The organism is Marinobacterium sp. xm-g-59, from assembly GCF_013283315.1.
Lineage (GTDB): Bacteria > Pseudomonadota > Gammaproteobacteria > Pseudomonadales > Balneatricaceae > Marinobacterium_E.
The window spans coordinates 188,000-214,635 of sequence record NZ_WBYR01000001.1; the positions used below are offsets into that span (position 1 = coordinate 188,000).

Annotated in this window: 22 protein-coding genes and 1 tRNA gene; 10 read left to right on the top strand and 13 right to left on the bottom strand. The window is 47.7% G+C overall.

The window, feature by feature from the left end; all coding sequences use genetic code 11:
* Positions 1-15: 15 nt before the first annotated feature.
* The 4 genes from XMG59_RS00890 to XMG59_RS12245 all read right to left on the bottom strand — a co-directional run bounded on the left by XMG59_RS00890 (position 16) and on the right by XMG59_RS12245 (position 5,171).
* A complete protein-coding gene (locus tag XMG59_RS00890; RefSeq protein WP_173480887.1) occupies positions 16-753 on the bottom strand; it encodes a spermidine synthase in 738 nt (245 codons plus the stop codon).
* On the bottom strand, positions 743-1,879 hold the full coding sequence (locus XMG59_RS00895; protein WP_173498063.1) for a sensor histidine kinase: 1,137 nt from the start codon (positions 1,877-1,879) through the stop codon (positions 743-745). The genes XMG59_RS00890 and XMG59_RS00895 overlap by 11 nt, the downstream gene beginning before the upstream one ends.
* A gap of 36 nt (positions 1,880-1,915) precedes the next feature.
* Entirely contained in the window at positions 1,916-2,332 is a 417-nt protein-coding gene (locus tag XMG59_RS00900; RefSeq protein ID WP_173484500.1) for a DsrE family protein, read from the bottom strand.
* 88 nt (positions 2,333-2,420) lie between these two features.
* A complete protein-coding gene (locus tag XMG59_RS12245; RefSeq protein ID WP_371731519.1) occupies positions 2,421-5,171 on the bottom strand; it encodes a CheR family methyltransferase in 2,751 nt (916 codons plus the stop codon).
* 282 nt (positions 5,172-5,453) lie between these two features.
* Here XMG59_RS12245 and XMG59_RS00910 point away from each other — a divergent pair.
* A tRNA-Val gene (locus tag XMG59_RS00910) sits at positions 5,454-5,530 on the top strand.
* Positions 5,531-5,775: 245 nt separating this feature from the next.
* Positions 5,776-6,747, top strand: coding sequence for a TauD/TfdA family dioxygenase (locus XMG59_RS00915; protein ID WP_173495540.1), 972 nt, complete (start codon positions 5,776-5,778; stop codon positions 6,745-6,747).
* A gap of 135 nt (positions 6,748-6,882) precedes the next feature.
* Here XMG59_RS00915 and uvrB read toward each other — a convergent pair whose 3' ends face one another.
* Positions 6,883-8,913, bottom strand: a complete 2,031-nt coding sequence (gene uvrB / locus XMG59_RS00920) for an excinuclease ABC subunit UvrB (RefSeq protein ID WP_173482455.1) — start codon at positions 8,911-8,913, stop codon at positions 6,883-6,885.
* 134 nt (positions 8,914-9,047) lie between these two features.
* Between uvrB and XMG59_RS00925 the strand changes: the two genes are divergently transcribed.
* From XMG59_RS00925 to arsJ, 3 genes are all read left to right on the top strand, one after another.
* Positions 9,048-10,232, top strand: coding sequence for a pyridoxal phosphate-dependent aminotransferase (locus XMG59_RS00925; protein ID WP_173484498.1), 1,185 nt, complete (start codon positions 9,048-9,050; stop codon positions 10,230-10,232).
* A gap of 129 nt (positions 10,233-10,361) precedes the next feature.
* Positions 10,362-11,645: a TolC family outer membrane protein gene (locus XMG59_RS00930; protein ID WP_173494419.1), complete on the top strand. Its 1,284-nt coding sequence runs from the start codon at positions 10,362-10,364 to the stop codon at positions 11,643-11,645.
* A 4-nt stretch (positions 11,646-11,649) separates the two neighbouring features.
* Positions 11,650-12,849 (top strand): organoarsenical effux MFS transporter ArsJ, encoded by a 1,200-nt coding sequence (arsJ, locus tag XMG59_RS00935; RefSeq protein ID WP_173484496.1) that lies wholly within the window; start codon positions 11,650-11,652, stop codon positions 12,847-12,849.
* A 10-nt stretch (positions 12,850-12,859) separates the two neighbouring features.
* On the opposite strand, the gene XMG59_RS00940 is transcribed toward arsJ, so the two are convergent.
* The 5 genes from XMG59_RS00940 to trmA form a co-directional block, all read right to left on the bottom strand.
* Positions 12,860-13,648 (bottom strand): hypothetical protein, encoded by a 789-nt coding sequence (locus XMG59_RS00940; RefSeq protein ID WP_173482452.1) that lies wholly within the window; start codon positions 13,646-13,648, stop codon positions 12,860-12,862.
* A gap of 1 nt (position 13,649) precedes the next feature.
* Positions 13,650-14,294 (bottom strand): hypothetical protein, encoded by a 645-nt coding sequence (locus XMG59_RS00945; RefSeq protein WP_173480877.1) that lies wholly within the window; start codon positions 14,292-14,294, stop codon positions 13,650-13,652.
* A gap of 1 nt (position 14,295) precedes the next feature.
* Positions 14,296-14,862, bottom strand: a complete 567-nt coding sequence (gene dcd / locus XMG59_RS00950; RefSeq protein ID WP_173480876.1) for a dCTP deaminase — start codon at positions 14,860-14,862, stop codon at positions 14,296-14,298.
* A 74-nt stretch (positions 14,863-14,936) separates the two neighbouring features.
* Entirely contained in the window at positions 14,937-15,764 is an 828-nt protein-coding gene (gene apbC, locus XMG59_RS00955; protein ID WP_371731518.1) for an iron-sulfur cluster carrier protein ApbC, read from the bottom strand.
* A 64-nt stretch (positions 15,765-15,828) separates the two neighbouring features.
* Positions 15,829-16,923 carry a tRNA (uridine(54)-C5)-methyltransferase TrmA gene (gene trmA / locus XMG59_RS00960; RefSeq protein WP_173480875.1) on the bottom strand — a complete coding sequence of 365 codons (1,095 nt, stop codon included), beginning with the start codon at positions 16,921-16,923 and terminating at the stop codon, positions 15,829-15,831.
* Between the two features lie 151 nt (positions 16,924-17,074).
* Between trmA and metG the strand changes: the two genes are divergently transcribed.
* The 3 genes from metG to XMG59_RS00975 all read left to right on the top strand — a co-directional run bounded on the left by metG (position 17,075) and on the right by XMG59_RS00975 (position 22,380).
* Positions 17,075-19,099: a methionine--tRNA ligase gene (gene metG / locus XMG59_RS00965; RefSeq protein WP_173498064.1), complete on the top strand. Its 2,025-nt coding sequence runs from the start codon at positions 17,075-17,077 to the stop codon at positions 19,097-19,099.
* 309 nt (positions 19,100-19,408) lie between these two features.
* Positions 19,409-20,974, top strand: coding sequence for a Re/Si-specific NAD(P)(+) transhydrogenase subunit alpha (locus XMG59_RS00970; RefSeq protein ID WP_173480873.1), 1,566 nt, complete (start codon positions 19,409-19,411; stop codon positions 20,972-20,974).
* Positions 20,975-20,985: 11 nt separating this feature from the next.
* Positions 20,986-22,380, top strand: a complete 1,395-nt coding sequence (locus XMG59_RS00975) for an NAD(P)(+) transhydrogenase (Re/Si-specific) subunit beta (RefSeq protein WP_173480872.1) — start codon at positions 20,986-20,988, stop codon at positions 22,378-22,380.
* 43 nt (positions 22,381-22,423) lie between these two features.
* Here XMG59_RS00975 and XMG59_RS00980 read toward each other — a convergent pair whose 3' ends face one another.
* On the bottom strand, positions 22,424-22,735 hold the full coding sequence (locus XMG59_RS00980; protein ID WP_173480871.1) for a DUF6482 family protein: 312 nt from the start codon (positions 22,733-22,735) through the stop codon (positions 22,424-22,426).
* 105 nt (positions 22,736-22,840) lie between these two features.
* Here XMG59_RS00980 and XMG59_RS00985 point away from each other — a divergent pair, with 105 nt between their 5' ends.
* Both XMG59_RS00985 and XMG59_RS00990 read left to right on the top strand, forming a co-directional pair.
* A complete protein-coding gene (locus XMG59_RS00985) occupies positions 22,841-23,302 on the top strand; it encodes a DnaJ domain-containing protein (protein ID WP_173498065.1) in 462 nt (153 codons plus the stop codon).
* Positions 23,303-23,308: 6 nt separating this feature from the next.
* Positions 23,309-24,112: an MOSC domain-containing protein gene (locus XMG59_RS00990; RefSeq protein WP_173498066.1), complete on the top strand. Its 804-nt coding sequence runs from the start codon at positions 23,309-23,311 to the stop codon at positions 24,110-24,112.
* On the opposite strand, the gene XMG59_RS00995 is transcribed toward XMG59_RS00990, so the two are convergent.
* Together XMG59_RS00995 and smrA are read right to left on the bottom strand one after the other, a co-directional pair.
* Entirely contained in the window at positions 24,080-26,008 is a 1,929-nt protein-coding gene (locus XMG59_RS00995; RefSeq protein WP_173498067.1) for a GNAT family N-acetyltransferase, read from the bottom strand. The two genes, XMG59_RS00990 and XMG59_RS00995, sit on opposite strands and share 33 nt — an antisense overlap.
* Positions 26,008-26,583 carry a DNA endonuclease SmrA gene (smrA, locus tag XMG59_RS01000; protein ID WP_217363655.1) on the bottom strand — a complete coding sequence of 192 codons (576 nt, stop codon included), beginning with the start codon at positions 26,581-26,583 and terminating at the stop codon, positions 26,008-26,010. Before smrA ends, XMG59_RS00995 begins: the two co-directional genes overlap by 1 nt.
* Positions 26,584-26,636: the final 53 nt, after the last annotated feature.

Consider the following 26,636-nt stretch of genomic DNA (forward strand, 5'->3'; position numbering starts at 1 on the left):
AGAAAAAACAAGCATTTAGACGATTTGTCTGACTCGTTTAGCGATGGTGTTTACAGCAAAGCCAGCACGTGAACTCAGCTCTTTAATCCGACTCTTCATCTGAGAGCTGCTAACATCAACGGGCCCGTTCGTCGCAAAAAGAACCCAGTTACCATCGCCTGTAGTACAACTAAAAAGAGTATCGAATCGTTCACGCAGCCTGTCTAAAATCTCCACTTCACGATGATCACTCCAACAGTTAAGCACCAACCAACCCTTTTGACTTAATCGTGCCACTGCCGCATCGATAAACACCGCTTCAACTTGAATCTCATTTAATCCCTCAGAGGTGTATAAATCCGCAGTGATCAGATCAAACTTACGTTTTACTGGTCTTTGCAGATATTCATAGGCATCAGACACCTCAATGTTGATTCGTTTAGACCGAGGCAGATAGAAGTACCTGTGAGCAACCTCAACCACCTCAGGACTGATCTCAACAATCTCCTGTTTCACATTTGGCAAAATGGAGTGAAGCGCCCCATTCAGAGAGCCCGCTCCCAAACCTAGCGAGAGAGCACGGTTAGGAGAAAGATATAGAAGAGGATAGATCATCGCCCTTATAAAGGCATATTGAGGCACTTCTGGAGACTGTTTAAGGATACAGCTCTGCTCATCGGTTTCACCAAAGCTCAAATAGCGACAGTTTCCATCATCCAAAACAATGACAGTGCCAAACTCATCATGGCCGCGATAGATCTCTTTAGGCAGCATGACAACGATAGATCACGGTAGTACCTATGCCCAACTGACTGTCTAGCGTTAATTCAGCATTGTGTTGTCGTGCAATACCCTGCGCCAAACTCAACCCCAACCCTAATCCAGATCCAATAGATCGCGTGGTATAGAAGGGATCAAAGGCTCTCGCTCTCTGCTCATCACTCATGCCAACACCGCTGTCTTTAACCGATATCTCTATCTCACCACCCACTAAGCGACCTTGTATCCTGATCGTGCTCACCTCTTGAGACGCCAACACAGCATTCTCTATTACAGCGGCAAACATCTTCTCTAACTGTTTTGGATCGGCCACAACAAACAAGGCTTCAGGAAGCGACAATGTAGCTCCTTTAGGTAGAAGCTGAGTCAGCAAACTATTCAGATCAACAGACTGTCGCTGCAAACCCTGTTCGGAGTTGAATCTGAGCAACCCCTCGACTATCGATTGTATTCTGGTTACCCCCTGCAGTGACTCACGGGAAACCTCTTCGAGTTCATCAATCAATTCAGAGAAGTGGTGCCTGTTAAACCAATCTCTTAACTGAGGCAAGCTGGTCTCAGAGGAGTTAAGCAGCTCATTCAGTGTTGATAGTAGTGATGTTTGACTCGAAACATAATCCAAATTAGATCGCACAAACGCTAAGGGGTTATTGATCTCATGTGCCGCCCCGCTGGCTAGCTGTGCTACAGAGGAAAGCTTTTCAGCGGCAATGCGTTGCTCATTAATGGTTAGCAACTGCTGTCTAAGCAGAATATTTCGCTGCCCAACGGACAAGCGAGCCGCTAGCTCATCACGATTAATCGGTTTGGTTACGTAATCATCGGCCCCTGAAGAGAGACCATCAACAAGACTGGTTGTCTCGTCTCGACTGGTTACAAGAATGATGTGATTTGCTAGATGGGGATAAGCTAAGCGTATCTTTTCACAGAGGTCTGGGCCTGGCAGACCTGGCATCTCCCAATCGAGTAGTAGTAGAGAGGGAGTGAGCCCATGTGATTGAATGTGCTCCCACAACTGGTCACCGGTTTCAAAAACACTAGGGTTATGGCCAATTTGTCTGGCTACAAATTCAAGCTGCGCCCTAAACGTTGGGCTGTCATCAGCAATCAGAAGCTGCATGTGAAATCTCAATAGAGGGGCCGAAGCCCCTTAGCGTTAAGGGCGTAAGTAAGCATAACCCTCTTTCTGAAGCTCCATCAAACGCACGACGCCAGAGGGTACTTTTTTGGCTTCACTCAGCAACACCAAATCCTTGCCAGCTTTCTTGCTCATTTTTGTATAAGTGTTATTACACGCCGAAAACTTGAAACTCTCATCCATACCTAGAGTTTCCAGACGCTCTTTTACCGGCGAATTTTCAAGATACATGTTTAAACCAGGGCCATAGGCAACCAGTTCAACAATCACATCATCACCTTTCGCTGAATAGTAAGCTTTAACATTTTGCGCATTGTTTAGTGCTAAGTTCATTACTTTAGGATCGTTTTCATCAACATGAATTGCGAGACGTTGAGTGTCAGCGAACGCTGAAGTTGAAACTAAAGCTGCAGCGAGTAGAAGTGTTTTTTTCATGGTAAAACCCTGTTTTTTTTAGTTATAAAAAAGCCCCGGCACTGCCGAGGCTTTCATTTTTAGAATCATAGGGTTAATTAGTCAAGCACTAGTCAATAACCCTAATGATTGAAGTGATGATATCGTGCTCATGGGCATCAACCTCTTCACGTTTAGCAACGTCATGAACTTTGACGATTGAGCCATCTCGACGTTTGATCTTGTAGGTCATGTCCCAGCCTTGCGTCTCACTGTCCTTGTAGTGATTAGCGACACGCTCCCTATCACCATGATCAACGATATCTAGGAAGGTTTCAGAATCTCTTAAGAGAACATCAGAGTTACGCATTGTGATCTGCTCTAAGCGCTGAGATACATGCAGGATCTTTGCAAAGCCTGGTGCTAGGATCATAACGCCTTCTGAAATAACTTTACCGACCTCATTTAACATGGCATCTACGAGAGAGGCATGATCAATCGATTCACTCAATTTGGTGGTTTCGGTAAAGGTCAATACAGCCCCCGAAATAATTCCTTGATCACGGCGATATGGGCTGATGTTCATAAGGTATTTTTCACCCTTACTTTCCAACTCCCGGCGCACAGGAGAGCCTGTCTGGATGACATTATCCAGAAGCTTTTCAAAATCTGGAACATCAATGTGACGAGGCAGCTTAGTCAACTTATGGCCTACATCGTCCGGCAAAATACCGAAGAGTCGAACGGCTTGCGGTGTGAATCGAGCGACGCGATGATCAGTATCCACCACGATCAAACCCATATCCAATGAACGCTGAATATTCACTAGGGTTTCATTACTGTCAGTCAACAGAATCGATTTAGCCTGTAACTCGTCGTTAACGGTAGTTAACTCTTCGTTGGTGGCTTGCAACTCCTCGTTAGTCGTTTCCAACTCTTCATTAGAAGCCTGCAGCTCCTCGGTCGACGCTTGCAGCTCTTCATTTAGAGCCTGAAGCTCTTCATTTGATGTCTCAAGCTCTTCAACAACAGCCTGAAGGTGATCGCGAGTACGTTGTAACTCCTCTTCTAACTCTTCAACCACTCCCGCATCCGCAGAAGCCTTAGGTGGATTATCGGTGCTGACGGCAGGAGTCTCTACAATACGGTTGAAACTCATGAGGTAGGCCTGAGTTTCACTGATGTTATCAACCACGCGTTGAACCGAAATATTAACGGTAGAGGTAACATCATCAGGAAACTTAAATCGCACGATGTGATCAATTTTGTCCTGCTCGCCACGGGAGACCCTATTGATCAAAGCGCGAACCTCGGTCTGTATCTGAGGATGTGACAGACTGACTATGTCAAAGTTAGCTTTACCTGGATTGATTTTTAGGTAGGGAGAGATATCCCCAAAGTACTTAATTGGTTGGAACTGATCACTCAACTGGATACTAGGAGGGGCAAAACTGTCGATCAGTGCTGAAAAGACCTTCTCCTCTATCCGGTGAGCTGGCGTTGGATTATTGGTGTTTTTTAATGACTGAACCGTATTGTTAATACCTTTCACCAATGCACCAGAGAAGCGACCATAAGAGACGGCACCTGGTTTACGCTTGTAGAGCTTGTTCGATTTATCTACAAAATCGAACAGTTTGTCACCCGTTGAACCTATGGATTCAGACTTTCCTAAGAATAGGTAGCCACCAGGGTTAAGAGCGTAGTGGAAATTATTGACCAACTGATCCTGCAGAGGGTTATTCAAATAAATCATTAAGTTACGGCAACTTACAAGATTCATTCTGAGGAAAGAGGGGTCTTTTACTAGATCATGCCTAGCAAACATACACATGTCTCTAACCCACTTTTTAATCCGATACTTATTAGCCTCTAGATCAAAATAGGTACTTAACACTTCAGGTGTAAGGTTTTCTACCGCAGCATCGACATAGACACCCTGCCTAGCGACATCTAGATTGAGCTCGTTGATATCAGTAGCAAAGATTTTAACGTTAAATCCTCTTAGAGTTGCCCCTAGACGCTCCGCCAACATAATGGCGATGGTGTAGACCTCTTCACCGGTAGCACAAGCAGGAACCCAAATACGAATGGAACCACTCTGTTCTGCTTGTTTAATGATGTTATCAAGAACTTTACCAAGTGCTTCAAACGCCTCTTCATCACGAAAGAAGCTGGTGACAGAGATCAGAAAGCTACGCTGAACTACCTCCAACTCATCAGGGTCTTTGTCTACATGCGCAAAATAATCATCGATAGAGTTGAGCCTTAACGCTGACATACGGCGCTGAAGTTGGCGCTCAAGCGTTGCGCGTTTGTATTGACGGAAATCCAGGCCAGTCTCTGTCAAAATACGCTCAATAAGAGTGTCGACTGAGACAACCGTCTCTTCATCTTTACCAACAGACTTCAACACCTCAGGACGGTGGTGACTGTCGGATAGGTAATTAGCAATCTCTTCTGGGGAAAGGATTAGATCAGCCAAACGCGCACGGATCGCTGAATTTGGCATGCCATTGTACTTAGCCGTATCCGGTTGTTGAGCAATCGTAATACCACCTGCATCACGCACTTCACGGAATCCCTGCGTACCATCAGAGCCGGTACCCGAGAGAACCACGGCAATGGATCGGCTTCCGTAGTTGATAGCTAGCGATTTAAATAGCTTATCGATAGAGGGCTTAGCACCCACATCATCAGAAGGTAACGAGATATGTAATCGACCATCAACCACTGAGATATCGGTATTGGGAGTATTAACGTAGACAGTGCTGGGTTTAATCTCGACCCCATCTTCAGCGCCAACCACTTCGTAATCACAGTTTTTAGAGAGCAACTCAACCAACAGACTGCGATGCTGAGGCGCCATATGCTGGGCAATAACAAAGGCTAAATGTTATTGGGTTGGGAGCTTCTTAGAAGGGCTGTAATCGCCTCAAGGCCACCAGCAGATGCCCCCAAAGCTACAACAATTAAACCATCAGACAACTCGGCAGGTCGCCGAGAATCATTCACATTATCCAAAACAGACCTCTAGTATCAGTGTTTATAGATTCAGAATAGTTGAATCATGTAAAAAAGGGAAAGTTATAAAAAAATAATCTGCATCCATCACTTTACTACTTGCAGAATAAATTTCACACCATAAAATACGCAGCCAAATACGACCGTAGCTCAGTTGGTTAGAGCACTACCTTGACATGGTAGGGGTCGGCAGTTCGAATCTGCCCGGTCGTACCAGACATTAAGCCTCGCATCAGCGGGGCTTTTTTGTGCTCTTCTGTTGGAGTCTTATCGAAGATGAGACGATACCCTATCGCGGCCTTTTCAAGACCGCTCCAACTTATACCCCATACAAAAGTTGAATATTGTTATAGACTTAAACAATCATAATTGTAACAGCAGTTATTTCTAATACTTGGCCTAATCTATTGGCCTTAGCTTTATCACAATAATTAATACTATTTCGTACAGAGGAATTTAGAGTGTCAGTCATTCTTAAAGAGAAATTCGAAGGCCCATCAGCTTGGAAAGGCAAAGATATAAAAGATGATGGATCTTGGATCTACCACTGGTCCGATGAGTCAATCGCCATTCTTGAAAAAGGACTTGCCGCAGTCAAAGCGAAAGGCCTAACTACACCTAACTTCACTAAAGAAGATTTCCCGATCACCGAGCTTGCGGAAGAGATCAACTACTTCAATACCGAGCTTGAGGATGGCAAAGGCTTCATACTTATCCGCGGCCTACCTATTGAGCGTTACACTGACGAAGAGACCGCAATTATCTACTACGGCCTTGGCCTTCATATGGGTATCCCTGTATCACAGAACATCAAAGGCGATATGATCGGCCACGTGAAAGATATCGGTGCAAAAGATCCTAAATCGGTCCGTGTTTATGAAACCAATGAGTATCTACCCTACCACGCAGACCTCTCTGACGTTGTCGGACTATTAAGTCTTCGCAAAGCCAAATCCGGCGGCATGAGCAGCTTGTCTAGCGCCATTACTCTTTTCAATGAGATTCTAGAAAACCATACCGAGTACCTTGGCCTGTTGCACCGCCATTTCCTAATGGAGCACATCAATAATGGTGATGCCGGCCCGGTACCAATTTTCAGTTACTACAAAGGCAAACTGAGTGCGATGCATCTGCGCCAGTACATTGAAATTGCACAAGAGAAAGCTGGACTGCCACTGTCACCAGTAGAGGTAGAAGCCTTTGATCTGGTTGATTCGATCTTGAATGACCCCGATATCCGCTTGGATATGATGATGGAACCGGGTGATATTCAGTTTGCTAATAACTATACAATTTTCCACTCTCGTACTGGCTTTGAAGATTACGAAGAGGAAGATAAGAAGCGTCATCTCCTACGACTTTGGCTGAAGATGCCGAACGCACGAGAGTGTGCACCTGACTTCCCTGGTAAAGAGGGTATCGCTAAGCGATAGTCGGTCTCTGTGTTATAAAAACCTCGCTTTTGCGGGGTTTTTTATTGGTTGTTGGAGTCTTGTCGAAGATGAGATGATTAACCCATCGCGGCCTTTGCAAGACCGCTCCAACAGACCGATCCAATATTTTAGAGGCTAGTCTTGTCCGGTATCGATTGCCGAGTGCTTCAACTGCTCTAGCTGATCGCGCAACTGAGCCGCCTTCTCAAACTCCAAGTTCTTAGCGGCTTCATACATTTTATCTTCCAATGTCGACAACGCTTTAGAGAGCTCTTTAGGCGACATCGCTTTGGCAGAGAGTTGGTACTCTGGCGTTGGTTCAGCCGCTTTACGAGCTGACTGTTTACCCACCTTCTTACCAGGAATGGTTGCCCCTTCCATGATGTCAGCAACGGACTTCTGAATACCTTTTGGCGTAATGCCGTGCTCTTCGTTGAATGCGATCTGCTTTTCACGACGGCGTGCGGTTTCATCCATCGCGCGCTGCATAGATCCGGTAATTCGGTCGGCATAGAGAATCGCACGACCATTTACATTACGCGCGGCCCGCCCAATGGTCTGAATCATAGAGGTATCCGATCGTAAGAAGCCCTCTTTATCGGCATCAAGAATCGTCACTAGAGAGACCTCCGGCATGTCGATACCCTCACGCAGCAGGTTGATACCAACAAGTACATCAAACTCCCCTATTCGAAGATCTCGTATGATCTCAACACGCTCCACGGTATCGATATCAGAGTGTAAATAGCGCACTTTGACATCATGTTCCGCTAGATACTCTGTTAAATCCTCGGCCATCCGCTTAGTCAGCACAGTTACAATAACTCGCTCACCTTTAGCGACGGTTTTCCGTACCTCCCCAAGCAAGTCATCGACCTGCGTTTGAGCCGGCCTCACTTCAACCACTGGATCGACTAAGCCCGTCGGTCTAACCACCTGCTCAACAATCGCTTGAGCATTAGCCGCTTCATATTTGCTGGGCGTGGCAGAGACAAAAATCATTTGGGGCGCTAGATGCTCCCACTCTTCAAACTTAAGCGGTCGGTTATCCAGCGCTGAGGGTAAGCGGAAACCGTACTCAACCAGCGTCTCTTTTCGTGAACGGTCACCACGATACATAGCACCCAACTGCGGAACGGTGACATGAGACTCATCGATCACCAACAACGCATTATCTGGAAGGTACTCGAACAGTGTCGGTGGCGGTGCACCGGCAGGCTTGCCTGACAGGTAACGCGAGTAGTTTTCAATACCTGAGCAGTAACCTAGCTCGAGGATCATCTCAATATCATAGAGCGTGCGTTGCTCTAACCGCTGCGCCTCCACCAACTTGTTGTTGTCGCGAAGCTGCTTGAGCCTCTCTCGCAACTCCTCTTTGATATGCTCGACCGCCTCAAGCAGTGTCTCGCGCGGAGTAACATAGTGGGTTTTAGGGTAGACCGTTGCACGCGGCACGCGACGCAATACTTCACCGGTTAACGGATCAAACCAGGCGAGCTCTTCAATCTCATCGTCAAACAGTTCAATGCGAAGCGCATCACGATCCGATTCTGCTGGGTAGATATCGATCACATCCCCTCGGACGCGATAGGTACCACGGTGCAAATCAATATCGTTTCGTGTGTATTGGAGCTCCGCCAGTCGACGCAGTAACCCGCGCTGATCAATTCGATCGCCCCGGTCCAAATGGAGCATCATCGCCAAGTAGGATTTAGGGTCACCCAATCCGTAAATGGCTGAGACGGTGGCCACGATGATGGCATCGTCTCGCTCTAACAGAGCCTTGGTTGCAGAGAGTCGCATCTGCTCAATGTGATCGTTAACCGACGCATCTTTTTCGATGAAGGTGTCCGACGATGGAACATAGGCTTCAGGTTGGTAGTAGTCGTAGTAGGAGACAAAATACTCTACTGAGTTGTTTGGAAAAAACTCCTTAAACTCACCGTACAGCTGGGCCGCCAAGGTTTTATTGTGCGCCAATATGATCGTAGGTCGTTGAACTTCAGCAATGACGTTGGCAACGGTAAAGGTCTTACCCGAACCGGTCACACCCAATAGAGTTTGCGACGCAAGACCGGACTCCAAACCATCCACTAGACCAGCAATCGCCGTTGGCTGATCGCCTGCAGGTTCAAATTTGGATGAGACTTTAAACGGAGTTTTCATTCATCAGACCTAAAATATTAAAAAACGCGGAGTTATAAGGGTTTCAGGGGATTATAACGGAACTCAAACTCCTATATAATGTGCAACGCTTTATAAAAGCCACACGAACATTTCGTTTTTTGAGGATACTTCGATTGGACGTTCGACTCTCTAACCGCGTCAACAACATTAAGCCGTCACCTACCCTGGCTGTCACTAACCGTGCTGCTGAGCTTCGTGCTGCTGGTCAAAACATTATTGGCCTAGGTGCAGGTGAACCTGACTTTGATACTCCTGAACACATCAAAGCCGCTGCTATTGCAGCCATTAACAAGGGTATGACCAAATACACCGCTGTCGATGGTACACCAGCGCTTAAAAAAGCGATTATTGAGAAGTTCTCAAAAGACAACGGCCTCTCTTACGAGCCAAACCAGATTCTGGTCTCATCAGGCGGTAAACAGAGCTTTTTCAACCTATCACTGGCATTGATCAATGAAGGTGATGAAGTAGTAATCCCAGCACCCTACTGGGTCTCTTACCCTGATATGGTTCTGGTCTCTGACGGTGTGCCGGTCATTGTTCCAACGACTCAGGAACAGCGTTTTAAAATGACTGCTGAGCAGTTAAAAGCGGCTCTAACGGACAAGACTCGTCTTGTTGTTATTAACAGCCCTTCAAACCCAACAGGCGTTGCTTACACGCTTGATGAGCTGAAAGCACTAGCTGACGTACTGAAAGAGTACCCAGAGGTTCTGATTGCGACGGATGATATGTATGAGCACATTCGTTTTAATGACCAACCTTTTGTGAACATTCTTAATGCAGCACCAGAGCTTTACGATCGCACCATCGTATTAAACGGTGTCTCTAAGGCCTACTCTATGACGGGCTGGCGTATCGGTTATGCCGCAGGTCCCGCTAAACTTATCGGTGCAATGAAAAAGGTGCAGTCGCAATCGACATCTAACCCTTGTTCGATTGCACAGGAAGCGGCCCGTGCTGCACTGGAAGGCGATCAGGGTTGTGTTGCTGAGATGGTTGTTGCTTTCAAAGAGCGCCATGAATTTGTCGTTTCAGAACTGAACAAAATCGAGGGTGTTGAGTGCATCCCTGCCGATGGCACTTTCTACGCATTCCCAAGCTTCCAAGGTGTCATCGATGCACGTTCAGACATCAACGATGATATTGAACTGGCTGAATACCTACTTCAGGAAGCTGGTGTCGCACTGGTACCTGGTTCTGCATTCGGCGCGCCGGGCAATATGCGCCTCTCCTTTGCAACTAGCAAAGAGATACTGGCCGATGCGATTGAGCGAATCGCGAAAGCACTCGCCTAATCAGGTCTAACTGAACTACACTAAATCGGATCTCGTATCCGGTTTTTTTATGTACAGACCTTTGTTATTAATTTAGAAGTTGCTAATATAGCCTTCAATGACCATTTAACGAATTTAACAGGATCTTTTATGAACGCTCGCTTTGCAAAGCAGTCACTTGCGATTTCGATTGCCACCCTGATTTCAGCGTCAACACAGGCTGGTGTTTTGACCGATCTTTACAACAGCGCCCTTAAAAATGACGCCTCTTACCAAGAGAGTCGCGCATCTGCACTAGCAACAGAGACTGGGTATGACATCGCACTGTCTAATCTCTACCCAACGGTTGGTATGACCGCTACTCGATCTACATCGAACCCTTCAGGCAACTCTTCTACGACTAAAGGCATGACTCTGACGATCGATCAGACTCTTTTCAGTATGCCCGCTTGGTACGGTTATAAAGCAGCCAATCAGCTGCCAGAGATCACTCAGCTCTCTATAGAGGCTGCTGATCAGGGCTTGATGTTCCGCCTTGTCTCGACCTATCTTGGTGCTCTTAAAGCCAAAAACGGTCTAGAGGTCGCTGAAGCGCAGGAGCGCGCACTAAAACGCCGTCTAGATCAGGTGAACGCACAGTTCGAAGTGGGCTTAATTGCGATTACCGATGTGCTAGAAGCTCGCGCCTCTTATGATGATGCGCGCGCATCCCTGTTTACAGCACAGAGCGGTGTCGAAAGTGCTCTCGATTCGTTGGAGAAGATGACGGGCGTTAGCAGTGTCGATCTTAAGAAGATTAAAGCGAGTTACCCTATCGAGGGCATTACTGAAGGGTCAGAATCAGAGTGGGTAGAGAAAGCGTTGGCGGGTAATATCGCCCTTCGTCTGAAGAAATTGTCAGAGATTTCAGCCGGCTATGAAGCAGAAGCCTATGCATCTGCTCACCTGCCAACTCTATCATTCCGTTACAACGCACTGAGCGGTGATACTGCTTATGAAACACGTGGTGATTACAACACATCACTAACGCTAAGCATTCCGATCTTTAGCGGTTTTGAAACGACTGCGAACCAAGACAAGTACGCCTACAAACACACCGAAGCACTTTTCGCTTACGAAGGTGAAGTTAAAACGGTTAAAGCCGACACCCGCAAATTACTGCGTGACATCGAAGCGAGTGTTAAAACCGTTGAAGCTCGCAAAGTCGCACTGGAATCTCGTGAAAAAGCTCTAGAAGCAACTTCACAAGGGTTTGAAGTCGGCACACGTAACATCGTTGATGTACTTAACGCTGAAACCGCACTCTACGCTGCTAAAACAGACTACGCTGAAGCGCGTATCGATCACATCGCGCTTGTCACAGAAATGAAATCTACTCTAGGTACACTTAGCCCTGCAGACATTGAGTCTCTTGATAGCTGGCTAGAAGGTTAAGTGTATGAATGGTGCTGTCCGTCAGTACCTGCTAATTACGGGTAATTACTGGGCGTTCACCCTCACGGATGGCGCCCTTCGTATGTTGGTGGTGCTCTATTTCCACCAACTCGGTTACTCTCCTCTTCAGATCGCCTTTCTATTCCTCTTCTACGAACTCTTTGGGGTCGTCACCAATCTAGTTGGTGGTTGGCTCGGAGCTCGTATTGGCCTGAATAGGACCATGAACATTGGGCTCGCCTTACAGATTGGCGCACTAGCCATGCTGGCAGTTCCTTCAGCCTATCTCACCATTCCCTGGGTGATGGCCGCCCAAGCGCTTTCCGGCATTGCTAAAGATCTGAATAAAATGAGTGCGAAAAGTGCCATCAAGCAACTGGTTCCTGAAAACGCCGAAAGTTCTCTATTTAAATGGGTCGCACTGCTTACAGGATCGAAAAACACGCTAAAAGGTGTGGGCTTCTTTATGGGTGGCGCCCTGCTGGTCTGGCTAGGGTTTCAAGGGGCGGTTACCGCGATGGCAGCGGTCTTACTGATTGTCTGGATCAGCTCTCTACTGCTGCTAAAAAAGGAGTTAGGTAAAGCGAGCTACAAACCTAAATTCAGAGAGATTTTCTCTAAAAGTGACTCCGTTAATAGACTCTCTGCTGCCCGGTTCTTTCTATTCGGTGCACGAGATATCTGGTTTGTGATTGCACTGCCCGTCTTTCTTGCCGATACCCTTAACTGGGGTGAAGAGGCAACTGGGGCGTTTATGGCAATGTGGATTATTGGCTACGGTATTATTCAAGCATCCTCGCCAAAACTGCTGAATAACAGAGAGCACCCACCCAGTCGTGACCGAGCCGTCACACTAGCAGCCCTGTTAACCCTAGTTCCAACCGCGATTGCTGCTCTACTCTTCGCAGAGGTCGAGCCCACCTGGGTCATAATGGTGGGTTTAGCGCTGTTTGCGCTGATCTTTGCCCTCAACTCAGCCGTTCACAGCTATTTAATTGTTAGCTATGCCAAAGCAGACGGTGTCTCGTTAGATGTGGGGTTCTATTACATGGCTAATGCCATGGGGCGCTTGATCGGCACCCTGCTATCGGGTGCACTGTTTCAGTGGACTGGATTAGGCGTTGCGGGGCTAGTGGCTTGCCTTGCTGGATCTGCGATTATGGTTTTAGCAGCGGCGCTGCTCAGCCGAAAACTGCCAATCTAACCCAACCTTATTAATGCAGTGTCGGTGGCTCTTCATCATCGACAAATAGAGGCTGACCTTCTGAATCCATTCCGATGGCGCCCTTTTCAATGGCATGATCCACCATTTGAGCTACCATCATCTCAGTCAGATGTGCACTAAGAATCATGCCAGCGGGTGGATCTTGATTGAACATCTCGGGATCCACCAATCCATCGTTTCGTAACCCCAACATTAAAGGGTTTTCGGCCAACAGCGGTGCCAAATCATCTGGAGCAAAAACAGCATAGTCCGACGCAATTTTAAGACTGAGCTGATAGGCATCCATCGTCTCACTGCTCAGCGCACTTTCGAAGGCTGTTTCAGCCGCAGCGAACAGATCAGAGAGCTGACTCCGTCCACTTTGCGGAACGAACTCTTTAGGGGTTTTCGTGTAATCGACACCTAAAACGGGTTTGCAGAGGTCCAGTTCATGCGCATCAACCAACAGATCGCCATGCTCATCACGCTCTAACCAGTCGCGCTTGGTCGCAACCATCATTAGACCATCCATACCCGCCGCCACAAGATTGGCACTGATGATCGCTCCGATGGTCGGGTTTGCACCCTCCTCTTCACTCTCGATCAGATCACCGGCACGTGAAGCCAACAGGCGTGGCGCTGATAGAATGAGCTCTACTAACTCGTCAGCTGGCAAGGCTAAACGCCTATGAGCAAGCTGGTGAGCCGTTTTAAAGGGGTAGCTGTGGCCGTTAGCCTCCATCTCTTTGAGATAGGCTTCGCGAAGGTCATCAAGCAGTTCGGTCAACTTGTCACTCATATTAGTGCAGATTGATACCAATGGGTTTAATGTCAGATTTAATCTGATCAAATTCAGATCTGAGCTGGGATAGCGGCGATAGCCCAAAATCACGTGGACAGGCTGGAAGTTCATACCAATCCAAGGCCCAAATTCGCACCATAATCTCGTACTCACCAATCAGCGCATCCAGTAGAATCATGACTGCCTCAACTCGCGGATCCATATCGAGCACGGTCGGTGCATCTTCCATGTAGATTGCGAGCTCTAACTTGCCATTGATGGTGCGCAGTGAATACCAGTAGTCGTTGATCTCACAGAGCTCTCCGCCCAGATCGACGGTGCGTGGCACAGGATCATGACGCTCATTGAAGGCGCGTACTTGGAAGCCATTCAGTTTAGGCGCAGCACCGACCAGTGTTAACACACTGTGAATCGACTCTGGGTAGCCATCACAACCAAAGACCAACTGAACAGGACCATCCTCTTGATTACGCTCAAAATGGAACGTCAGGTTAGAGTCGATCTCTTTCAGTGTCGGTCTGTAATCCATAAGCACACGCTCACCTTGCTCAGCGAGCTGCTCGAGCGTGGCGTGTTGAAGGGCATCTAGGGTAATCGCAAGATCATCCCAAAAGGCTTTAATACTATCGACTTGTTCTTGCATATTAAGTGCGTGGTAAGGTCACACCCGTTTGACCCTGGTATTTACCACCACGATCACCGTAGGAGACTTCACACACTTCATCACCGCCAATAAAGAGCATCTGAGCTACACCCTCGTTGGCATAGATCTTAGCAGGCAGCGGCGTGGTATTAGAGAACTCAAGTGTCACGTGACCTTCCCACTCTGGTTCGAGCGGTGTGACGTTCACAATGATGCCACAACGTGCGTAGGTACTTTTACCCAAGCAGATTGTTAGCACATCACGGGGGATCTTGAAGTATTCAACAGTGCGAGCCAGTGCAAAGGAGTTTGGCGGGATGATACAGACATCCGACTTCACATTAACAAAGCTCTCGCTGTTGAAGTCTTTAGGGTCGACAACCGATGAGTTGATGTTGGTGAAGATTTTAAACTCGTCAGCACAACGAACATCATAGCCGTAGCTAGACGTACCGTATGAGACGATCTTTTCACCATTCACTTCACGAACCTGACCCGGCTCAAACGGATCAATCATCTGTTGCTGTTCCGCCATGCGACGGATCCACTTATCGGCTTTGATACCCATTACTTATCACCTAAAAAGAAAACCGCGAAATAATAGCAAAAAAGGCTCCAGAAATAGAGCCTTTTCTTTACACATCAATCATCCATGATGTTGATGAAAGGCGCCTCAGCCTGTGTGTGATTGGCAAGCACTTCACTGACGGAAGCCGCAACCCTTTGATAGAGGCTGGCATACTCAGATTCAGGTTCGGCAATGACGATGGGTGTGCCCGAGTCGGCCTGCACGCGAATTGGCATTGCCAAAGGTAACTGACCCAAGAGCTTGGTTTGATACTGCTCTGCCATCTTATCACCGCCACCTTCCCCAAAAATGGGGTCAACATGACCGCAGTTTGAACAGACGTGCACGCTCATGTTTTCAATGATGCCTAGCACTGGAATATCGACCTTACGGAACATCTCAATGCCCTTCTTGGCATCAAGCAGCGCAATATCCTGAGGCGTGGTTACGACGATGGCACCATCGACCGGTACCTTTTGCGACAGCGTCAATTGAATGTCACCTGTACCAGGCGGCATATCGATCAGCAGAAGATCCAAATCATCCCATTGTGTCTGCATCAACAGCTGCTGAAGCGCACTACTTACCATGGGACCACGCCACACCATAGGTGTATCTTCATCGATCAAATAACTGATCGACATAGTCTGAATGTCGTGCGCGACGACGGGAATAAAGTACTTCTCTTCAGCTGTTTTCGGGCGAGTACCTGCAGGTACACCAAACATCATTGCTTGGCTGGGACCGTAAATATCAGCATCCAACACGCCGACACGAAGACCCTGTACAGATAGAGCAGCTGCCAGGTTAGCTGTGACCGTCGACTTACCCACTCCGCCTTTACCAGAGGAGATCGCGACAATTTTTTTAACACCCGCAAGATTTTCAAGTTTCTGAGACACGGTACCACCCAAACATAATAACCAAGTAATTTAGTAGGATTATTTCAAAAAGAGGATCGATTAACTAGACCTTCTTAGTAAGGTATACGCCACATTCGACATGATGGGTGTATGGGAACTGATCAAACAGAGCAAAACGCTGCACGTCGTGAGTCTGAGACAGTATCTCTAAATTCTCTTTTAAGGTTTCAGGGTTACAGGAGATATAGACAATCGCCGGGTAGGTCTGCACTTGCTTAACGGTCTCTGCATCTAAACCTGCACGAGGCGGATCAACCAGTACGGTTTGAAAATCAAAGCTGGTCAGATCCAACCCTTCGGTTCTACGAGAAGTACGAGTGCCTTGAAGTACCTCAGTAAACTCTTCTGAAGAGAGGCGCAAAATAGAGACGTTCTCAACACCATTTACCTCAATGTTGTACTGCGCACTGCGTACCGACTCTTTAGAGATCTCAGTACCGACAACTCGATCGAAGTTCTGCGCTAGCGGCAGACTGAAGTTACCGTTACCACAGTAGAACTCCACCAGGTCGCCCCTAGCATCTTGAGTTGCATCCAACGCCCACTCGATCATCTGTTCACACACCTTAGCGTTGGGTTGGGTGAAACTGTTTTCGGTCTGTTTGTAGGTGAAGGGCTGACCATTGATCTGAATCGTTTCAATAACAAAATCACGATCCAACACAATCTTGTTTTTACGTGAACGGCCTACAATATCAATGCCAAACTCTTCACGAAGGGGTTTTGCCGCCTCAATCCACTCTTCTCCGATCGCGCGGTGGTAGAGCATGCTGACCAACAGCTCCCCTTTTAAGGTCGCTAGGAAATCTATTTGAAATAGACGTTTACGCAGCTCAACGTCACCTTTTAAACGCTCGAGAAAATCGAACATCATCGATTCAATGCGCGTATCGACCATTTTGCATTCTGTCACCTTGACCGGTTTGCGCTTATCTCCCGGTTCAAACATCACGTAGTCGATCTCATCACCATCATGCCAAACTCGAAACTCTGCTCGCATACGGTAGTTCTCTGGTGGGGAGCGAAACAGCTCGAGCTCGGGAAGATCAAACTCTGAGAATAACTGCTGCATTGTTTCTGCTTTTTCAGCAAGTTGCTGTTCGTAGAGGGCAGGATCAATAACCGGTAAAGATGACATGCAATGGGTGCCTTTAAACGTCTAAAAAGAGTAATTGGGGCGCAGTGTAACAGTGCATTGAGTAGTGACCAAACCTGAGACCTTTAATCAATCGAAGTAAACGCGTAAAATCGACGCTCAATTTTTTCGTAGTAGATAGTGATTAACCTAGATGACTGATTCTAATCGCAAGATTCTTGTTACCAGTGCCCTGCCTTACGCTAATGGACCTATTCACCTGGGCCACCTAGTTGAATACATCCAAACCGATATTTGGGTTCGCTTCCAAAAGCAGCGCGGCCATCAATGTACATACGTCTGTGCAGATGATGCTCACGGTACACCGATCATGCTGAAAGCGGATCAGATGGGTATCTCACCTCAAGCGTTGATCGACAAAGTCAGTGCAGAGCACCAGCGTGACTTCTCAGGTTTTTTGGTCAACTTCGATAACTACTACTCGACGCACTCGGAAGAGAATAAGCAGTTTGCTGAACTGATCTACACGCGTCTACGAGATAAAGGTCACATTGCTCGTCGTACCATCACACAAGCGTACGACCCTGAAAAGGAGATGTTCCTTCCCGATCGTTTCATCAAAGGTGACTGTCCAAAATGTGGTGCGGAAGATCAGTACGGCGACTCGTGTGAAAAGTGTGGTGCAACCTATGCCCCGACTGAACTGAAAAATGCCTACTCTGCTGTATCAGGTGCAAAACCGATCGAGAAAGAGTCTGAACACTACTTCTTTAAGCTTGAAGATTTCGAATCATTCCTAAAAGGCTGGGTCGACACGCACGTTCAAGATCAGATGAAACACAAGTTGAATGAGTGGTTCGAATCTGGTCTTCAACAGTGGGATATCTCACGTGATGCGCCCTACTGGGGTTTTGAGATTCCTGACGCCCCTGGAAAATATTTCTACGTTTGGTTGGACGCTCCAATCGGCTACATGGCGAGCTTTAAAAATTGGGCGGATAAAAATGGTGTCGATTTCGATGAGTACTGGTCAGAAGATAGCAGCGCTGAACTCTACCACTTCATCGGTAAAGACATCGCCTACTTCCACACCCTATTCTGGCCTGCTGAACTGCATGGTGCTGGATTTAGAACACCGACAGGCGTGTTCTGCCATGGTTTCCTAACGGTCGATGGACAGAAGATGTCTAAGTCTCGTGGCACCTTTATTATGGCCGAGACCTACCTGAAACACCTACGTCCAGAGTATCTACGCTACTACTTTGCAGCGAAACTGGGCTCAGGTATTGATGACATCGACTTAAGCTTAGAGGACTTCCGTCTTCGTGTTAACGCCGATCTAGTGAACAAAGTCATCAACATTGCGAGCCGTTGTGCAGGATTTATCACTAAGAAATTTGATGGCCAACTGGATAGCACGTTGGCTGAACCAGAGCTCTATAACGAAGCGATTACCGCTGGTGAATCGATTGCAAATGCTTATGAAAAGCGCGAGTACGCCAAAGCGATGCGCGAAATCATGGCATTAGCCGATAAAGCCAACCAGTATATTGATGCAGCTGAGCCATGGGTATTGGCTAAGCAGGAAGGTAAAGAGGCAGAGGTTCAAGCCTGCTGTACCATGGGTATTAACCTATTCCGAGTGATCATCAGCTACTTAACTCCAGTTCTTCCAGAGGTATCTGAACAAGCTAAAGGCTTCCTTAATATTGAAAGCTTTGCTTGGGATGAGATTCAAACACCTCTACTGGACCATAAGATCAACAAGTTTAAGCCGCTTATGCAGCGTGTAGAGCCTGAAAAGATCGAGGCGGTCATCGAAGATTCAAAACAGAATCTACAAGCCGCTGCGCCTGTTAAAAAGGCTGAGCCTAGTAAAGAGCCCATTGCTGAGACCATCGAGTTTCCTGACTTTGCCAAGGTAGATCTTCGTGTCGCTCGCATCGCTAAAGCAGAGCATGTTGAAGGTGCTGACAAACTCCTTCGATTGACGCTTGATCTAGGCGATGAGACACGCAATGTCTTTGCAGGCATTAAATCAGCTTATGCGCCCGAAGATTTAGAAGGCAAACTGACCGTCATGGTCGCTAACCTTGCACCGCGTAAGATGAAGTTTGGAATGTCTGAGGGGATGGTATTAGCAGCTGGACCTGGCGGAAAGGATCTTTGGATACTAGAACCCCATGCCGGCGCTCAGCCAGGCATGCGCATCATGTAAGCATTGTTTTCGAACAGTGCGTCTATTTAAAAGGAGCTTCGGCTCCTTTTTTATTACCTCTTGTTGATCAAATTACATCCCAATAAGAGGAGAATTAAGCTAAATCTTAAGCATCCTGAAAAATTTTAATAATCCGTATAAGTTAATTCAGTTTGGTTATTAATAACTTTCGTAGTAGATTATAAAGATTAGTTTTAGGTTAATTCTATTTAGTTATGGAATGGCCATATTATATAGGCTTAGCTTCTATGCTGAGCCAGGGTTATCAACAGCCATCCTCGGGTGGATACTATAAGAGAGGTGAAATCGATGAGAATCGGTGTACCCCGCGAGAACGAAGAAGGCGAAAAACGCGTCGCCCTCACTCCAGACGTTGCAGTTAAAATGCAAAAGCTGGGTTTCGACATCTCGATGGAAAGCGGCGCTGGCGCAGATGCTAGCTATGCGGACGAAGAGTATGAGAAAGCTGGTGTAGAGATCATTAAAGATCCTAAAGAGCTATGGGGTAATTCAGACATTATCCTGAAGGTTCGCCCACCTAAAGCCCACCCTGAACTTGGTTTCAATGGCGTTGAGTTGATGAAGAAGGATCAAACCATCATCAGCTTCCTATACCCAGCGATGAACCCTGAGATGCTCAAAGAGATGGCTGATCATGGTATCAATGCACTGGCTATGGACTCTGTTCCACGTATTTCACGTGCACAGAAGATGGACGCCCTATCTTCAATGGCTAACATCGCGGGTTACCGTGCCGTTGTTGAAGCAGCGCAGCATTTTGGTCGCTTCTTCACTGGTCAGATCACCGCAGCAGGTCGAATCAATCCAGCTAAAGTACTGGTTATCGGTGCCGGTGTTGCTGGTCTTGCCGCTATCGGTGCTGCGAAAGGCATGGGTGCCATTGTTCGTGCATTTGATACTCGCCCTGAGGTTAAAGAGCAAGTTGAGTCGATGGATGCTGAATTCCTGATGCTCGATTTCGAAGATGACGAAGATGGCAGCGGTTCTGGCGGTTACGCTAAGACCATGAGCCCTGAGTTCATCAAAGCAGAGATGGATCTATTCGCGGCTCAGGCTGCAGAAGTGGATATCATTATCACTACCGCACTGATCCCTGGCAAAGAGGCACCTGAGCTGATCACTGAGCGTATGGTCGCTAACATGAAGCCTGGCTCTGTCATTGTTGACCTTGCAGCGGAAGCGGGTGGTAACTGTAAACTTACCGTCGCTAACGAAGTGGTTAAGAAGCACGATGTCACTATCATCGGCTACACCAACCTACCGAGCCGTCTTGCAGCGCAATCCTCTCAGCTCTATGCAACTAACATGTTGAACCTGTTGACTGAACTATGCCCAGAGAAAAACGGCGAAATCGACATCAACATGGAAGACGAAGTGATTCGTGGTGCGACGGTTGTCAAAGAGGGCAACATCACTTGGCCACCACCAGCGCCTCGTATCTCGCTTGCACCTAAAGAGGACGTCGGCCTTAAAGCGAAGCAAGAGCTTGAGCCAGAGGTAGAAAAACCGGCTCACCCACTTGCGTTCCTGATCCCTCTACTGATCGCCGGTGGCGCTCTATTTGGATTGGGTTCTGTTGCTCCACCTGAGTTCATTGGCCACCTAACCGTATTCGTATTGTCATGTTTTATCGGATACATGGTTATCTGGGGCGTATCGCACTCACTGCACACACCATTGATGTCTGTCACCAACGCAATCAGTTCCATTATTGTGATTGGCGCTTTAATTCAGATCTCAAGTGACAATCCTGTGGTGATGGCGCTTGCCGGATTGGCTGTGTTCATTACCAGCATCAACATTGTGGGCGGTTTCGCCGTAACACAACGCATGCTTCGCATGTTTAGGAAGTAAGGAGATAATCGATGACTTCAGGAATTATTACAGCTTCCTACATTGCAGCCAGCGCCCTGTTTATCATGGCACTGGGCGGTCTTGCGCATCAGGAGTCTGCACGTCGTGGTAACTTCTATGGCATGCTGGGTATGGCGATTGCTGTCGGTGTTACCATCGTTGGCCTAGTCTCTAACAACTACGGACTTCTGGTCGGTGGTATTGTTGTCGGTGGTATCATTGGCTACATTCTGGCGCAACGTGTAGAAATGACCTCTATGCCTGAGCTAGTGGCGATTCTTCACAGCCTTGTGGGCCTAGCAGCCGTATTTGTGGGTTGGGCGAATGCTCTAGAGCATGCACCACTCACCGGTGTTGCTCAGTCGATTCACGCCGTTGAAACCTACCTTGGCATTCTGATCGGTGCGATGACCTTCTCTGGTTCCGTCATGGCTTACTTGAAACTAAGCGGGAAGATTGGCGGACGCCCTCTTCAACTACCAGGTCGTCACCTATTCAACATTGCACTCGGTGTGATCGCTTTATACTTCATGATTCAGTACATGGATACAGCGGCAACTGGCGGTGTCTTTGAATTGACGGTTATGACCATCATCGCACTGGTATTTGGTGTGCACATGGTGGCAGCGATCGGTGGTGCTGATATGCCTGTTGTAGTCTCAATGCTGAACAGCTACTCAGGTTGGGCTGCTGCAGCGATGGGCTTCATGCTAGGTAACGATCTACTCATCGTCGTCGGTGCTCTAGTCGGTTCAAGTGGTGCTATCCTCTCTTACATCATGTGTAAGGCGATGAACCGCAAGTTCCTAAACGTAATCTTTGGTGGTATTGGTCAGAAAGCTTCAAGCGGTGGTCCAGCAGGCCCTGCGGGTAATGCTGAAGACATTCGCTCGGTTGAATCGGATGAAGCGGCAGACATGCTTCTTAACGCTAAAGAGGTCATGATCCTACCAGGTTACGGTATGGCGGTTGCTCAGGCTCAACACACCGTATTCGAGATCACTAAGAAACTTCGCGACAAAGGCATCAACGTTCGCTTTGGTATTCACCCTGTAGCGGGTCGTATGCCTGGTCACATGAACGTACTGCTTGCTGAAGCGAAAGTACCTTATGACATCGTTTACGAGATGGAAGAGATCAACGAAGACTTCCCTAACGTTGACGTATCTATCGTTATCGGTGCCAACGACATCGTCAACCCTGCAGCACAGGAAGTACCAGACAGCCCTATCGCAGGTATGCCTGTACTTGAGCCTTGGAACGGTAAACAGACCATTGTCATGAAACGTTCTATGGGTACTGGTTATGCGGGTGTCGATAACCCACTCTTCTACAAAGAGAACACACGCATGCTATTCGGTGATGCTAAAGAGCGTTTGGATCAAATCCTTAAAGCGATTAGCTAATCCAGAGTTGATACTAAAACGGCACCCTCGGGTGCCGTTTTTTTTATGAGTAATCATTATCAGGAAGGCTGATATCAACCAGCAGAGGTTCAACCTTGTCGCCCTGCAACCCAATCATTTCGTCATAATAGGATTGATGCTCTAGCACCGCCCTTTCAACCCTTAATCCTTTGAACGGAATCTTGGCCGCTAGCTGAGATCGAAACACCTGAGGGCGCCCAGTGTCGTCAACCAGGGTTGATTGCCCAGTCTCAGTCGTTAATTGAACCAGATAGTGTTCACATTCAAAGGACTTCAATCGCAATTCAGATATAACCGGACGCTCACGATTGAGCTGCTCGATAGTTACTTTCATATGGCTTCCTTAAATCTACTTTTCAGGTTACGGTGGCTATACTCATTCGGACCAAGCATTTATGCCGAATCTTCAAACCCAATATAAGTACAGAGACAAGACCTTGTGAATCCAATCTCTTTTATTGCTGTCGTTATACTGATTCTGCTGATACTAGGCTGGGTGAGATCTAAACCCAAAGAGCATCGACGCAGAGCTTGGCTTCAAGCCGGACTCATCACCCTAGCGCTGGTGATGCTCTTTTTAGCCATTACCGGCAGGATGCACTGGCTAGGCGCTCTGATTGCCGGCCTACTTCCCTTTGTTAAAAGTGCGTTTCCCTGGTTGCTGCGCCTACTCCCTTTTCTAAGGGCTCGACGCCAGCAACAAAAGAACAGCCCTAAACCCTCCGGAAACCCAAGCAAACAGGAGGCCTATGAAATATTGGGTCTTAAAGAGGGAGCATCCAAAGAGGAGATCCTTGCTGCGCATAAGCGATTGATGCAAAAAGCCCACCCTGATCGCGGTGGCAGTGATTGGCTTGCCTCTCGCATTAACTCGGCCAAAGAGACGCTTCTAAAGGAGTAACCAGAGATGAAACTCGTCGACATCATCCGCTACCCGATCAAGTCGGGTCAGGCCGTTCATTTAAAGCAAGCGAATATTGAAACTAAAGGGATCGTTGGTGACCGTCGTTTCATGCTAGCGGAAGAGGATGGGCGGTTTATAACAGCTAGAAAAGATCCGATTCTGCTGGATCTGAACCTCGAGTCAGACGGTCAGACTCTCTCTATCCTCTTCAAAAACAAGACGATTGCGAAGGGTGATTTCAGCTCAACAGAGAGACTCAGCGTCACTGTTTGGAGTCGGGTTACCTCAGTACAACGAATCAGGCTCAATAACAGGGCGCTGGATTCCCTGTTCGAACGCAAAGTCTGCCTAGTGTTTAACGACAGTCAGGCAACAGAACTTGCAGAAAAGCGCTATGAGTGGGGCCCAATACTCAGTGATGGTTACCCTATTCTACTGACCAATACCGCCTCACTGGATGCTCTTAACCATGCATCAGGCGGGCTGTTTGAAATGGCTCGATTTAGACCTAACCTTGTCATCGACAGTTCAATACCCTGGATTGAAGATAGCTGGAGTCGGTTTCAAATCGGAGAGGCCATATTTGAACGTCGCAAGCCATGCGAACGCTGTGTTTTAGTCACACGCGACCCCATCACTGGATTGAAAGATAGCCATCAGGAACCGCTCCGCACACTGCAGGCAATTCACTCTGGACCCAATGGGGAGATCAACTTTGGCCAAAATATTAGCTTGGTAAAGCCTGGAAAGGTCTCTCTTGGGGATAAAGTGACCCTAGTCGATGAACTGGGACACCCTATTTCGTAAAGCCTTGAGTTGATGCTTGTTCGGTTTAAGCTCAAGGTGATCAACCTCGTTATGCGCAAACCCCTTATCTAACAACTCAATCCAAGGTCTTACTAGTGTGAGTGGCGCACTGCCCTGAGCAAAGCGCTTTAGAGACTCAATCTGATGAGACGATAAAGTTCTCTGCTCAAGCGGTTTAGGTAAAGACTCAAAACCGACTGGCATTGCCGACCTCAACCCTCTCTCAATCTCAAATTGATAACGAGAAACCGCCTGCTCGCATATAAACTGAATATCGTCTGTAGCGGAGTCGTTTAACGCTTTCATAACCAGCAAAGCGGGCTCACCCGCCACCGGATCGATACGATCACCCATACGAATCGCTCTGTAGCCAGAAGCTTTCCAAAACTGCCACACCTCTTCGTATCCAGCAAAGCTAGCCCCCATGAAGTCGATCTGGGACGCAATCGCTTTCGCTTCAATAAAACGGAGCATAGCCGCGGCAATCCCTGATCTTCTGAAATCTGGCGCGACCGCAATACGTGCGATTCGCCAGAAGCGTTTAATACCCAGCGTGACAACACCCTCAGAGAATATGAGTGTTTGCGGAAGTAGATTGCCATTAGGCCGTCGAACACCCTGAGCGATCGCCTCAGAGAGCTCAGCGGATAGTTCACCCTCCGCTGAAATCCACGCAACACCAACCAACACTCCGCCCTGCACTGAAGCGAAAATAGATTGCCCTGGGGAGTCGAGCAGAACTCGAAGGTCGTTGGGTGAGGTTCGGTAGTGAGCTAGGTGTAGAAGCTGATAGATCGCCTGTAATCGATCAGGATGGCTCACAAGGCCATCAAGTTCTAATCCATACACACCGTCATCAAAGCCTAAAAACGCATTAAAAGCCTCGTCTTCGGTCAGAAACAGCAGTTCATTGATCGTCTCTTCAAGCTGATCCCCTTGAGACCATCGAACCGGCTCTGTCAGCTGGGAGTAGTTAACACCCTCTCGTTGTAGACCCAAACGTTGTAGAAAACGAAGAGAGAAACCACGCCCAAATCCTTCATAGCCATTAACCGTTGTCGAGACAGCTAGATGATTGGCACTTTCAACCAGCTGATCAAGCAGAGGCGTTGCAATCGCGGCGGCTTCATCAATCACCAACATTCGTATACCGGGGTTGGTACGCAGCTCCTGTAAGGCTTCTGCAGGATGGAGGAAACGCGGCTGAAACTCATCGCTCTGCTGATAGAGAGAGTAAACGGCGCGCTTATCCGGTGCCGTCACAATCACTTGATTGGACTCCCAACCAGACTGCTTTAACGCATAGCCCAAAGCTGAGGATTTGCCTCGCCCTCTGTCTGCTGTAATGACTCTAGTAGAGGTCGATTGAGACCAGTCATCGAGCAGGTTATTCACCACAGCCTGTTGGTCAGCAGTTAGGGCTATTGATTCAGATAATTGAGTGCTAGTTGTACTATTAAGCTCGACGGCGTCAATATCACAAATAATATTACTACTATGATTTAAACCATTGATTAATAATTGTATGTAGTTTGAAAAATAGCTTTCAGACTGCACCAAGGCTTGTAAAAACGGATCAGCATAATTGGGCCAAACAGACGCTTTAGGGGTGATCAAAATCAGCACACCAGGAGCCCGAACAAGGCCCGCCCCCTGGGCCAGAGCATTAGGTGTGAAGCCGTCAAAAGCATTGAAGATTAGGTAGTCAATGGATTGACCAAGCTCTGTCGCTAATCGATCGGCTCTAATCGAACTAAAACCCTCTTGCGACTGACCGACTAACAACCCCTTCATAGAGTTGAGAGAGAGTTGACCCTTGAGCTGATTGATCGCCTGACGTGCCTCTGCTTCTGACTCACACTGAAGCCAAACCAGTTTTCGATCGTTGATGGCCACTATCGATGACGCTCTAGATTGGCGAGGCGCTGCTCTTCATTCTTACGTAACAACAGATAGATCGCTGCTAGTCCACCATGCTGGGGCTGACAGCTATGAAAGGCTAACACCTCATCAATGTTTGGCAGCCAGAGTGTCAGTGCACTTTTCATCCTGTTTTGAGGTGCCTGCAGATGCTTGCCACGTCCATGGGTAATCATGACTGTGCGCAGACCCAATCGGTAACACTCCTTTACAAAATTAGGCACCTCTTCACAGGCTTCAGAGAGCGTTCTGTTAATCAAATCAAGGCGCGCATCGACAGTGTATTTACCCAAACGAAGATTGCGATAGACCCCCTCTTGAACGCCATCGCGTTTCCACTCGACAGGATCCAAAGGGTTCAGCAGTTGACTGTCAGTAAATCGAAAGCGCTCATCAACCCCTTCAGCCTCGCGTCGACGCTGTTCAAGAGCCTGCATATCACCACGTCTTAAATGCTCGCGCGCAGAGACCTTAGCCTCTGCCTTAATCGGTTTAACCCCTTCACCTAGCATTAACGATGTGAAATCGTTTGTAATCTCTTGATCAGACACACTCATTACCTCAAAACCGGCAGAAAGACTTTAAACCGGTCAATAAAGTGATT